10 protein-coding genes are annotated in these 11,747 nt (G+C 63.3%); 7 read left to right on the top strand and 3 right to left on the bottom strand.

The window, feature by feature from the left end:
* Positions 1–101 precede the first annotated feature (101 nt).
* The 3 genes from AC0969_RS08125 to AC0969_RS08135 all read right to left on the bottom strand — a co-directional run bounded on the left by AC0969_RS08125 (position 102) and on the right by AC0969_RS08135 (position 3,865).
* Complete coding sequence (locus AC0969_RS08125; protein ID WP_479623782.1) at positions 102–1,346, bottom strand: type I restriction-modification enzyme R subunit C-terminal domain-containing protein; 1,245 nt, start codon at positions 1,344–1,346, stop codon at positions 102–104.
* Complete coding sequence (locus AC0969_RS08130; RefSeq protein ID WP_479623648.1) at positions 1,228–2,892, bottom strand: DEAD/DEAH box helicase family protein; 1,665 nt, start codon at positions 2,890–2,892, stop codon at positions 1,228–1,230. The genes AC0969_RS08125 and AC0969_RS08130 overlap by 119 nt, the downstream gene beginning before the upstream one ends.
* An 85-nt stretch (positions 2,893–2,977) precedes the next feature.
* Positions 2,978–3,865: a transporter substrate-binding domain-containing protein gene (locus tag AC0969_RS08135; protein WP_479623649.1), complete on the bottom strand. Its 888-nt coding sequence runs from the start codon at positions 3,863–3,865 to the stop codon at positions 2,978–2,980.
* Between the two features lie 342 nt (positions 3,866–4,207).
* Here AC0969_RS08135 and AC0969_RS08140 point away from each other — a divergent pair, with 342 nt between their 5' ends.
* Genes AC0969_RS08140 through manD form a run of 7 tightly spaced genes read left to right on the top strand, consistent with a single transcriptional unit; the run spans position 4,208 to position 11,726 of the window.
* A complete protein-coding gene (locus AC0969_RS08140) occupies positions 4,208–4,915 on the top strand; it encodes a FadR/GntR family transcriptional regulator (RefSeq protein ID WP_479623650.1) in 708 nt (235 codons plus the stop codon).
* An 11-nt stretch (positions 4,916–4,926) separates the two neighbouring features.
* Positions 4,927–5,940, top strand: a complete 1,014-nt coding sequence (locus AC0969_RS08145) for an L-idonate 5-dehydrogenase (protein WP_479623651.1) — start codon at positions 4,927–4,929, stop codon at positions 5,938–5,940.
* 31 nt (positions 5,941–5,971) lie between these two features.
* The gene (locus AC0969_RS08150; RefSeq protein ID WP_479623652.1) at positions 5,972–6,940 is read left to right on the top strand and encodes a sialic acid TRAP transporter substrate-binding protein SiaP; all 969 of its coding nucleotides are present in this window, start codon (positions 5,972–5,974) and stop codon (positions 6,938–6,940) included.
* Positions 6,941–6,947: 7 nt separating this feature from the next.
* Positions 6,948–7,559 carry a TRAP transporter small permease gene (locus AC0969_RS08155; RefSeq protein WP_479623653.1) on the top strand — a complete coding sequence of 204 codons (612 nt, stop codon included), beginning with the start codon at positions 6,948–6,950 and terminating at the stop codon, positions 7,557–7,559.
* Between the two features lie 18 nt (positions 7,560–7,577).
* Positions 7,578–8,984: a TRAP transporter large permease gene (locus AC0969_RS08160; protein ID WP_479623654.1), complete on the top strand. Its 1,407-nt coding sequence runs from the start codon at positions 7,578–7,580 to the stop codon at positions 8,982–8,984.
* Complete coding sequence (locus tag AC0969_RS08165; protein ID WP_479623655.1) at positions 8,981–10,504, top strand: UxaA family hydrolase; 1,524 nt, start codon at positions 8,981–8,983, stop codon at positions 10,502–10,504. The genes AC0969_RS08160 and AC0969_RS08165 overlap by 4 nt, the downstream gene beginning before the upstream one ends.
* A gap of 10 nt (positions 10,505–10,514) precedes the next feature.
* A complete protein-coding gene (manD, locus tag AC0969_RS08170; protein ID WP_479623656.1) occupies positions 10,515–11,726 on the top strand; it encodes a D-mannonate dehydratase ManD in 1,212 nt (403 codons plus the stop codon).
* Positions 11,727–11,747: the final 21 nt, after the last annotated feature.

The raw sequence follows: 11,747 nt of genomic DNA on the forward strand, positions 1-11,747 counted from the left end.
ATTTAAACAAAATCGCCCTCTAGCGCAGCTTCTACCTGCGCTAGCAGCTACAAAATCAGGAGTCCACATGAAATATCCAAACGCAGTTAACAAAAGATATTTCACGCAACCAGCACCTCGTTCATTTCATCCATCAGCCCGTCTAGTTCGGTGCCCAGCACGCCCCACACTTTTTGCAGGCCGCCCTGGTCGGCCAGCGCGCCGTAGTCGAAGTCGCTGCGGGTGATGCAGCAGCTGGCGGCAACCACGTCTTTCATCTGACGCAGCCACGCGGTTTGCTCGGGGCTGAAGGCGGTGGCGCGTTGGGCGTTGTGCCGCCAGATCCAGTCGGCAAAGCGCTGGTTGACCTGGTCGGCGAAGGGGCGCAGGGTGCCGCCCTGGCCGTCCAGGCCCAAGGCGTAGCGCACCAGGGCGGCCAGGTCGGTCAGCTGGCGCTTGGCTTGGGCGCCTTGCACATGGCTGGCCTGTACGCGGGCGTAGGCGCTCCACAGGCGCTCGGTGGTGAGCATCAGCGGCGGGCGGGCCAGGTGGTCGTGCAGGTCTTGCAGCATTTCCAGCGTTAGCGCCCGTCGGCTATAGGGTTGCTGGTAGAAAAACGATAGCGCGGCGATTTCATCTTTGTGCTGGGCCACATAGTCGGCAAAGGCCTGGATGCTGGCTTGGGCTTGTTGCGCGGCCTCGGCGCTGTAGCCGCTGAAGTGGAGGTGGTCGAGGTTGATGTGGTCTATGAGTTGTTCGCGGTCGCGGCGGGCGTTTTCGATCTCTTCGCGCAATGCCGGTTGGTCGAACGGGGCGCAGGCGTTGGCCACGCGCAGGGCACGGGCGGCGGCAAGTTCACCAGCGGTCAGCGTGGCTTCATTGCGGGTGATACCTTGGAACTGGGCAGTGGCCAGGGCTTGCTGGACGATCTGGTCGGGGTCCAGGGCGATCACCAGGGATTTACCCAGCTCGGCGATGGGGATGCCCCCAGCGGCTTTTTCGATGCGTGCCTTGGCTTTGTCGTCGAGCTGTTTGTGCAGGCGGATCAGGCGGCTGGCCAGGCTGAGCACGGTGTCGTCGTCGCGGTGGCCCAGTGCGACACCTTGGAGAAGGTCTTTCAGCGGCACGGTGGGCTTTTTCTCCAGCGGGCGGCTTTCGGTTTTGAGCGACTTTTCCACACCTACCGCGTCGATCAGCACGAAGCGGGTTTTGGCGCTGTCGGCACTGTTGCTGACGCGTTTGAGGTCATCAAAGCCCAGGCTGCGCACGCCCCGGCCTTTCATCTGCTCGTAGTAGCCCCGGCTGCGTACATCGCGCATGAAGAGCAATACCTCTAGCGGCTTGACATCGGTGCCGGTGGCGATCATGTCTACGGTGACGGCGATGCGGGGGTAGAACTCGTTGCGGAAGTTGCTGAGGATGCTGTCGGTGTCTTCGATGGCCTTGTAGGTGACTTTTTTGCAGAAGGCGTTGCCTTGGCCGTAGACCTCGCGCACGGCTTTGATGATGTCGTCGGCGTGGCTGTCGGTTTTGGCAAAAAATCAGTGTTTTTGGCACCTCGGCGCGGGTAGGGAATATCTTGGTTTCCACCGCCGTCTTCATGGCTTGGATGACCTGGCGGATCTGGCTCAGGTTGACCACCGAGCGGTCTAGCTCTTTGCCGGTGTAGGGGGTGTCGTCTTCGGTTTGCTGCCAGCGTTTGGCACGGGTTTGGCGGTCGCGGTGGTCTACCCATTCGCGGGCTTCGAGAGTGGCACCTTTCTGGGTGATGTCGGTTTCGATCAGAAACACGTCGTAGCCGACGTTCACGCCATCCACCACCGACTGTTCGTAGCTGTATTCGGCCACCACGTTTTCCTGGAAGAAGCCATAGGTGCGCTTATCGGGTGTGGCGGTCAGGCCGATGAGAAAGGCATCAAAGTAGTCCAGCACCTGCTTCCACAGGTTGTAGATGCTGCGGTGGCATTCGTCGATGACGATGAAGTCGAAGGTTTCGATGGGAACAGCGGGGTTGTACGCTACCCGCTTGGCCTGGGCGGCGGTTTGCTGCACCTCATTGAGCGACACGTCGTCTGCAGAGTCGTCGATGGGCTCGCCCGACAGCACCGAGTACATGCGCTGGATGGTGCTGATCACCACCTGGGCCTGCGGGTCGATGGCGCTACTGCTAAGACGCTGCACGTTGTACAGCTCGGTGAACAGGCGGCCATCGTCCGGCGGGGTGTAGGCCATGAACTCCTGGTGCGCCTGGCGCCCCAGGTTGCGCGTATCTACCAGAAACAGGATGCGCTGGGCCCCGCCGAACTTGAGCAGGCGGTACACCGAAGTGATGGCGGTAAAGGTTTTGCCCGCACCCGTGGCCATGTGGACCAGAGCACGTGGCTTGTTGGCTGCCAGTGAGGCCTCTAGCCCGGTGACGGCGCTGACCTGGCACTGGCGCAAGTTGCGCTCCGGCAAGGTCGGCATCTGCGCCTTCAGGCGTTGGCGCAGGCTGTTGGGCTGGGCCAGCCAAACGGCCAGCGTGGCGGGCTGAAAGAAGTGGAAGATTTCGCGGGCGCGGGGAAACGGGTCGCGGGTGTCGGTGAAGTGGGTGATGTGGCCGGTGGCTTCAAACAAAAACGGCAGCGGCGTGGCATCTTTGCGCCACTTGACCCGGGAGCTGGCGTAGCGCTCGGTTTGGGTTTCAGCCACGGTCAGGTTCTGCCCGGCATCGGCACGCTTGGCTTCAATCACGCCCACCGCTGCACGGTCTACAAACAGCACATAGTCGGCCGGGCCGGTGTCGGTGGGGTATTCGCGAACAGCCACGCCCGCGGCAGCCCCTAGGTTCAACTGGGAGAGGTCTTGGACGACCCAGCCTGCATGGCTGAGTTGGCGGTCAATGTGCTCGCGGGCTTTGGCTTCTGGCGTCATGGTGGCTCCCTGCGGGGCATTCTAGGGCTGTTTTAGGCCCTAGCGCTTATTCCACCTGCGCAAGCAGCTATTATTTAAATAGCAATTATGGCAACTTGGTGATGCTGGCCTTCAGCGCCTCCGACATGGGGATATTCAGCGCCACCTTAGCCGGGCCGATGGGCTGCATGAACCAGCGCTCGTAGCTGGCGGCCCAGGCTCCCGAGGTGCGCTGTTCCACCAGCATCTGGCTGACCAGTTTTTGCAAGGCGACATCGTCTTTGGCAAAGGCGATAGCGATGTTTTCGCTGGACAAGGCTTCGGGCAGCAGCAGGTAGTCGGCCCGGTCGGGCAGGGTGGCCAACTGCATCGCCAGCAGCACGTCGTCGCGGGCGTAACCGGCCACCCAGCCCAGCTTGAGCTGGCCCAGCGCCGCGTCGGGCCCCACCGATTTATCCACCGTAAACGCCAGCCCTTTTTGCTTGGCGTAACCCGCCACTGCCGGACCCGCCGTGGTGCGGTCAATCACCGTGATGGGCTTGCCGCCCAGTTGCGCCATCGCGGTGAGTTTGTCCTTTTTGCGCACCAGCACTTTGACCGCAGCGATAAAGATAGGCGGCGAAAAATCCACGCTGGCGCGGCGCTCCACGGTGTCGGACATGGCACCGCACAGCAGGTCTACATTACTGCCTTTCACAAACCGCTCGCTCTGGTCTACCGGCACCGCCAGAAAGCGCACCGCCGTGGCGGGCAGCCCGGCCTGCTGCGCCAAACGCGCCGCCATCGGCAAGCACAGATCAAGGGTGTAGCCCGCAGGCCGCCCGGCATGGGTGAACGAGAACGGCGGGGCATCGTCGCGGTAGCCCAGCGTTACCTGGCCCCGCTGCTTGATGCGCTCCAGCGCCGCCTGCCCCAGAGCCGGGCCCGCCACGGCCCCGCACGCCAGCCAAGCCAGCAGCCCGCGCCCGATCCAGCATGTGTAGTGCAACGCCATAACCCGCTCCCGTAGTAACAAGAACAGGACTGAACGCAAGTCCCCCTGATCGCCCAAAGGGCTTCAGGGGGCGCTGCGTCTAGTCCTAAAGAAGCTGCACTCTACCCCCACAATTCGTTACAAACAAGAAACATTCGCAGATGTTTCGCCAACCCAAAAGTAATAGTAAAAACCACCTATAGCGCATGCGTGTAATGCACATATAGCTATATTTTTAGTAGCAAAATATTTTCTCAACTGCACCACCCCGGCGCGGGAAAACCCTGTTCCCCATCTGCTGTGCACAGCCCACAATCCGGTAAATTGGTAAGACCAATTGACCTTTTGACCAAATTTATCCCCATGCCCTTCCAACCCATCGAACCCCGCAGGCTGTACCGCCAGATTGCCGACCAGCTGCGCCAGCTCATCCAAAGCGGTGAATTCGCCATCGGCTCGCGTTTGCCGCCCGAGCGGGACCTCGCTACCAAGATGGGGGTGTCGCGCCCCTCGGTGCGTGAGGCGCTGATTGCGCTGGAGGTGGAGGGACTGATCGAGGTCCGCATGGGCTCGGGCATTGTGGTGATTGGCCGCGACAGCGTGCGCCTGCTCGACAACGCCCACGGCCCGCTGGAAATCATCCGCGCCCGCCAACTCATCGAATGCGAACTGGCCGCGCTGGCCGCCTGCAGCACCGACACCACCCTGGTCGGCGACCTGTTAGAGACCCTGCGCGATATGGAGGCCGACATTGCCGCGCGCACCCTGCCCATCCGGGGCGACCGCGCCTTCCACATCCGCATCGCCCAGGCCAGCGACAACAGCGCCTTGCAGGCTGTGGTGACGCAGCTGTTTGACGAACGTAACGGCCCGCTGTTCACCGCCCTGGGTAGCCACTTCGAGCGCGAAGCCACCTGGAAAGCGGCGGTAGAAGAGCACCGTGCCGTGGTGGAGGCGATTGCCGCGCACGACCCCGACTTGGCCCGCGCCGCCATGAACGGCCACCTGGACCATTCGCACGCCCGCTTCTCGGCTGGCTGGCCCTCCACCGCCACCGCTACCAACACCTAAAGATCGACCCCATGAGCCTTGCCTGCACCTTGAACGGCCCCATGCAACTGAGCGTGCAGCAACTCGCCCCGATCGAGCCCGGCCCCGGCCAGGTGCTGGTGCGCCTGGGCGCGGGCGGCATCTGCGGCTCGGACCTGCACTACTACCAGCACGGGCGGGCGGGCATCTTCGCCATCCGCGCGCCGTTTGTGCCGGGGCATGAAGCTTCGGGCGTGGTCGAAGCGGTGGGTGCGGGGGTCACCACAGTGCAGCCGGGGCAAAAAGTGGCCGTCAACCCGGCCCACCCCTGCGGTGTCTGCCCGGCCTGCCGGGCGGGCCGCAGCAACCTGTGCGAAAGCATGGTTTTTTTGGGCAGTGCGGCGATTTTTCCGCACATTGCTGGCTTCTTCCGCGAGCACTTTGTGGTGGGCGAGGCGCAGCTCACGGCGATTGATGAAGACGTAAGTCTGGGCGAAATCGCCTGTGCCGAGCCGCTGTCTGTGGGCCTGCACGCGGTGCGCCGTGCGGGTTCCGTACTGGGCGCAACCGTGCTCGTCACCGGCGCGGGCACCATTGGCTGCATGTCCGTCATCGCCGCGCGGCTGGCCGGGGCGGGCCGGGTGATTGCCTGCGACCCCAGCGAACGCGCCCGCGCAATGGCCTTGACCGTAGGGGCCGACGAAGCTCTGGCGGACTCCAGCGCCTGGAAGGGCCGCGTGGATGTGGCGCTGGAAGCTGCGGGCCACCCGGCCGCGCTGGCGGGCTGCTTGGCCGCCGTGCGCCGGGGCGGGCGCATCGTGCAGGTGGGCACGCTGCCGCCAGAAATCCCCTTCCCCGCCAACGACATCATGTCGCGCGAGCTGGACTACCTGGGTGCGTTCCGCGCCGACACCGAATTTGACTGGGCCGTGCAGGCCATCCGCACCCGCCGGGCCGATGTGCGCCCGCTCATCAGTGCGCAGTTACCAATCAGCCAATCGAAAGCGGCCTTCGATCTGGCGTTAGACAAAGGCCGCAGTACGAAGGTGCAGCTCATCCCAGGCTGACACCGTATTTACAACAAAAGGAGACAAAACCATGACATTCAAACGTATCACTCTCGCACTGGCCGCTGGCCTGGTGCTGGCAGCCCCCGCCTTCGCGCAGACCAAGCTCAAATGGGCCCACGTGTACGAACCGGGCGAGCCCTTCCACACGGCGTCCGTCTGGGCGGCCGATGAAATCAAAAAGCGCAGCGGCGGCCGCTACCAGATTGACGTCTACCCCGCATCCCAACTGGGCAAAGAGAACGACATCAACCAGGGCCTGGCGCTGGGCACGGTGGACATCATCATCTCCGGCTCCAGCTTTGCGGCCAAGGCCTTCCCGCGCATCGGGGTCACCTACTACCCCTACACCTTCCGCAATGTGGACCACCTGCTGGCCTACACCAAGAGCGACATTTACAAAGAGCTGACGGCGGGCTACGAGCAAAAGAGCGGCAACGAAATCATTGCCACCACCTACTACGGCACCCGCCACACCACCAGCAACAAACCGATTGCCAAGTGCACCGACCTCAAGGGCCTGAAGATGCGCGTGCCCGACGTGCCCGCCTACCTGGCCATGCCGCGTGCCTGCGGGGCCAACACCTCGCCCATCGCCTTTGCCGAGGTCTACCTGGCGCTGCAAAACGGCACGGTCGATGCGCAGGAAAACCCCCTCACCACCATCGAAGCCAAGAAGTTCTATGAAGTGCAAAAGCACATCGTGCTCACCGGCCACATCGTGGACCACCTGAACACCGTGGTGGCGGGCGGCCTGTGGAAGAAGTTGTCCGAGGCGGACAAAAAAATCTTCTCCGACGTGGCGCTGGAAGCCGCCGCCAAGGCATCCAAAGAAGTGGCCGCGCGTGAAGGTGAACTGGCTGCCGTGTTCCGCAGCAAAGGCATCAGCGTGGCCGAAGTCAACACCACCGAGTTCCGCGACACGGTGCTGAAGAACGTGCCGTTTGAACAGTATGGCTACCAAAAAGCCGACTGGGACCGCATCCAGGCCATCAAGTAAGGCCGCCATGTCGCACCCACATTCTTTGCCCGCACCGCGCGGGACGGTCGAGCCACGCCCAGTGGAGGCCAGTGCGGAAGCGCTGGTCGCCAGCTTCGCCGAGGCCGACCAGCACCAGGTGGACCTGTCCGGCTACGGCGTGGAAGACTGGATCTGCCTGGGCTTCTTCTGGACCATGGCGGGCCTGGTGTTTCTGCAATTCTTCAGCCGCTATGTGCTGAACGACTCGTATGCCTGGACCGAGGAACTGGCCGTCTACTGCCTGATGCCGGTGGTCTTTATTGGTGCGTCCATGTGCGTACGGCGGGTACGGCATATCCAGGTGAATCTGGTCTACCGCTACCTGCCCGAGCCTGCGGGCCGGGCGCTATCTACCGCCGTGGATATTGCGGCAATAGCCTTTTACGGCTACGCCAGCTGGCTGATTGCCCGCTACGCACTGGCGGTGGACAACGAACCCATGACCACCATCCAATGGAACAAAAGCCATGTGTACTGGCTGGCCTTTGCCGGTTTTGCATTGATGACCCTGCGCGCCGTGCAGGTGGCGGTAGAAAACTGGCGGCGCGGCTTCTCGGCGCTGCAAAACCCCGGCTTCTTTGACGGCTCGGACGACTGAACTGAACGGAACCCCACCATGTTGATCCTGATTGTTTCCTTCTTAACCCTGATGCTCTGCGGCCTGCCGGTGGCAGTGGCGATGGCCGGTGGCTCGCTGGTCTACATCCTGGTGTCGGGCAGCGTGCCCGACATCGTACTGGCGCAACGCATGATTGCGGGCATCGAGTCCTTTCCGCTGCTGGCCGTGCCCTTCTTTATTTTGGCGGGCAACCTGATGAATATTGCAGGCATTACCGGGCGTATCTACCAGTTTGCAGTGGCACTGGTGGGCTGGATGCGCGGCGGCCTGGGCCAGGTCAACATCATCGGCTCGGTGATCTTCTCGGGCATGTCGGGCACGGCCATCGCCGACGCGGCGGGCCTGGGCTCCATTGAGATCAAGGCCATGAAAGAGCATGGCTACTCCACCGAGTTTGCAGTGGGCGTGACCGCCGCATCGGCCACGCTGGGCCCTATTTTTCCGCCGTCGCTGCCGTTTGTGATCTACGGGATGATGGCCAACGTATCCATCGGCGCGCTGTTTGTGGCGGGCATCTTGCCGGGCCTGTTCATGACCCTGCTGATGATGCTTACCGTGGCCTACTTTGCCCGCCGCAACGGCTGGGGCGGCGATGTGGCGTTTGACTGGGGCCGCCTGGGTGGGGCCACGCTGGAGATTCTGGTGGTGCTGGCCTTCCCCATGTCGGTGTGGCTGGCCGTCAAGGCCGGGGTATCGGTCAACCTGGCGGCGGGCACGGCCTTTGTGGCCCTGCTGTTGCTGGACTGGCGCTACAACTTCTCGGCCGTGCTGGCGCTGATGGCCCCGGTGATTTTGATCGGCGGCATGACGATGGGCTGGTTCACCCCCACCGAGGCTGCGGTGGCGGCAGTGATCTGGGCGCTGTTTCTGGGCCTGGTGCGCTACCGCTCCATGACCATCCGCACACTGGCGCAGGCTACCTTCGAGACGATTGAAACCACGGCTTCGGTGCTGTTCATCGTGACCGCCGCCTCCATCTTTGCCTGGCTGCTCACCACCACGCAAGCGGCCCAAGCCCTGGCGGATTGGATTTTGTCCATCACCAGCAACAAGTGGGTGTTTCTGCTGCTGGCCAACCTGCTGATTTTGTTTGTGGGCTGCTTCATCGACACCATTGCCGCCATCACGATTTTGGTGCCCATTCTGTTGCCCATCGTGCTCAAGCTCGGCATCGACCCGATCCAGTTTGGCCTGATCATGACGCTGAACCTGATGATCGGCCTGCTGCACCCGCCGCTGGGCATGGTGCTGTTTGTGCTGGCGCGCATCTCCAAACTCTCGGTCGAGCGCACCACGATGGCCATCCTGCCGTGGCTGGTGCCGCTGATGCTGGCCTTGGTGGCCATCACCTACATCCCGGCCATCACGCTGTGGTTGCCGCAGCAAATGGGCTTGCTGAAATGAACCCGGTCATCCGTATCCACCCGGCGGACGATGTGGTCATCGCCCGGCAGCAATTGCTGGGCGGCACGCACATCGCGTCCGAAGGCATCACCGTGTCGGGCCTGGTGCCACCCGGCCACAAAATCGCGGTGCGTGCCATCGCCGCAGGTGCGCCGGTGCGGCGCTACAACCAAATCATTGGTACCGCCACGCAGGCGATTGCGCCCGGCCAGCATGTACACAGCCACAACCTGGCCTTCAGCCGCTTTGACCGGGGCCATGCCGTGGGTGGCGATGTGCGGCCCGTGGTCTATGTGGACACACCCGCCACGTTTGACGGCATTGTGCGCAGCGATGGCCGCGTAGCCACACGTAACTACATCGGTGTGCTGACCAGTGTGAACTGCTCGGCCACCGTGGCCCGCGCGATTGCCGACCACTTCCGCCGCGACATCCACCCCGAGGCCCTGGCCGCCTTCCCGCAGGTGGATGGCATCGTGGCCCTGACCCACGGTGCAGGCTGCGCCACCGACAGCGAGGGCGAAGGCCTGCGCGTGCTGCGCCGCACGCTGGCAGGCTATGCCCGCCACGCCAACTTTGCCGCCGTCATCGTGGTCGGCCTGGGCTGCGAGACCAACCAGATCCAGGGCCTGCTGGCACAAGAAGGCTTGCGCGAAGGTGCCAAGCTGGTGACCTTCAGCATCCAGGACACGGGCGGCACGGCGAAAAGCGTGGCGCGCGGTATTGCGGTGGTCAAAGCCCTGCTGCCCGAGGCCAATGCCGTGCAGCGCGTGCCCGTGCCCGCCAGCCACCTGGTGGTGGGCCTGCAATGCGGCGGCTCAGACGGCTATTCCGGTATCAGCGCCAACCCGGGCCTAGGTGCGGCGGTGGATGTGCTGGTGCGCCACGGTGGCACCGCTGTGTTGTCCGAAACGCCCGAAATCTACGGCGGCGAACACCTGCTGCTGCAACGCGCCGTATCGCAAGCCGTGGCCGACAAGCTAGAAGCCCGCCTGCAATGGTGGACCGCCTACTGCGCCCGCCACCAGGCCGAGATGGACAACAACCCGTCGGCTGGCAACAAGGCCGGTGGCCTGACCACCATCCTGGAGAAATCGCTCGGCGCGATTGCCAAGGGCGGCACCACGCCGATGGTGGATGTGTACGAGTACGCCCAACCCATCACCGCACATGGTTTTGTCTACATGGACACGCCGGGCTACGACCCGGTGTCGGCCACCGGGCAGGTCGCTGGCGGGGCGAACCTGATCTGCTTTACCACCGGGCGCGGCTCGGCCTATGGCTGTGCGCCCTCGCCTTCGCTCAAGCTGGCCACCAACAGTGCGCTGTGGGCCAAGCAGGAGGAAGACATGGACATCAACTGCGGCACGGTGATCGACGGCGATGAGTCCGTGGAGCAGTTGGGCGAACGCATCTTTTTGGAGATGCTGGCCGCCGCCTCGGGCCGCAAGACCAAGAGCGAGCTGCATGGCTACGGCCAGAACGAATTTGTACCCTGGGCGCTCGGCGCCGTGATGTGAGAAAAACCCTATGAAAATCATTTCCGCCAAAGTCATCGTCTGCGCACCCAGCCGCAACTTTGTCACCCTGAAAATCGAAACCGACGAAGGCCTGACCGGCATCGGCGATGCCACGCTGAACGGCCGCGAACTGGCCGTGGCCAGCTACCTGACCGAGCACGTCATTCCCTGCCTGATCGGCCGCGACCCGCAGCAGATCGAAGACATCTGGCAGTACCTGTACAAGGGGGCGTACTGGCGGCGTGGCCCGGTCACCATGAGTGCGATTGCCGGGGTAGACACGGCGCTGTGGGACATCAAGGCCAAGGCCGCCAACATGCCGCTGTACCAGTTGCTGGGGGGCAAGAGCCGCACCGGCGTGATGGTCTACGGCCACGCCAACGGCAAAGACATTGGCCACACCGTGGAAGAAGTGCTGCGCTATAAAGAGATGGGCTACAAGGCCATCCGCGCCCAAAGCGGCGTGCCCGGCCTGGACAAGGTGTATGGCGTGGGCAAGGGCACGATGTTTTATGAGCCGGCCGATGCCGACCTGCCCAGCGAGCACGACTGGTCCACCGAGAAATACCTGCGCCACACGCCCGAGTTGTTCGACAAGGTACGTGCCGCCGTCGGCCCCGACATCCACCTGCTGCACGATGCCCACCACCGCCTCACCCCCATTGAAGCGGGCCGTTTGGGCAAAGACCTGGAGCCCTACCGCCTGTTTTGGCTAGAAGACGCCAGCCCGGCGGAGAACCAGGATGCCTTCCGCCTGATCCGCCAGCACACCACCACGCCGCTGGCGGTGGGCGAGATTTTCAACACCATCTGGGACTGCAAGGACCTGATCCAGAACCAGCTGATCGACTACATCCGCACCACCGTGGTCCATGCGGGCGGCATCACCCACCTGCGCCGCATTGCGGATTTGGCCGCGCTCTACCAGGTGCGCACCGGCTGCCACGGGGCCACCGATTTGTCGCCGGTGTGCATGGGCGCGGCGCTGAATTTTGATTTGTGGGTGCCCAATTTCGGCATCCAGGAATACATGCGCCACACCGACGTGACCGATGCGGTTTTCCCCCACGCCTACAGCTTCAAAGACGGCTACATGCACCCCGGCGAAACCCCCGGCCACGGGGTCACCATCAATGAGGCCCTGGCCGCCAAGTACCCTTATCAGCGCGCCTACCTGCCGGTGAACCGCCTGCAACACGACGGCACGCTGTGCAGCTGGTGAGCCAACCATGCAAAGACTGAA

The sequence above is a fragment of the Rhodoferax sp. LB1P47 genome (genome assembly GCF_056521445.1).

What these genes read in the sequence shown, in the direction of transcription:
- AC0969_RS08125 (WP_479623782.1), bottom strand. Translation starts at nt 1,346, where the DNA reads ATGATCGCCACCGGCACCGATGTCAAGCCGCTAGAGGTATTGCTCTTC.
- AC0969_RS08130 (WP_479623648.1), bottom strand. Translation starts at nt 2,892, where the DNA reads ATGACGCCAGAAGCCAAAGCCCGCGAGCACATTGACCGCCAACTCAGC.
- AC0969_RS08135 (WP_479623649.1), bottom strand. Translation starts at nt 3,865, where the DNA reads ATGGCGTTGCACTACACATGCTGGATCGGGCGCGGGCTGCTGGCTTGG.
- AC0969_RS08140 (WP_479623650.1), top strand. Translation starts at nt 4,208, where the DNA reads ATGCCCTTCCAACCCATCGAACCCCGCAGGCTGTACCGCCAGATTGCC.
- AC0969_RS08145 (WP_479623651.1), top strand. Translation starts at nt 4,927, where the DNA reads ATGAGCCTTGCCTGCACCTTGAACGGCCCCATGCAACTGAGCGTGCAG.
- AC0969_RS08150 (WP_479623652.1), top strand. Translation starts at nt 5,972, where the DNA reads ATGACATTCAAACGTATCACTCTCGCACTGGCCGCTGGCCTGGTGCTG.
- AC0969_RS08155 (WP_479623653.1), top strand. Translation starts at nt 6,948, where the DNA reads ATGTCGCACCCACATTCTTTGCCCGCACCGCGCGGGACGGTCGAGCCA.
- AC0969_RS08160 (WP_479623654.1), top strand. Translation starts at nt 7,578, where the DNA reads ATGTTGATCCTGATTGTTTCCTTCTTAACCCTGATGCTCTGCGGCCTG.
- AC0969_RS08165 (WP_479623655.1), top strand. Translation starts at nt 8,981, where the DNA reads ATGAACCCGGTCATCCGTATCCACCCGGCGGACGATGTGGTCATCGCC.
- manD (WP_479623656.1), top strand. Translation starts at nt 10,515, where the DNA reads ATGAAAATCATTTCCGCCAAAGTCATCGTCTGCGCACCCAGCCGCAAC.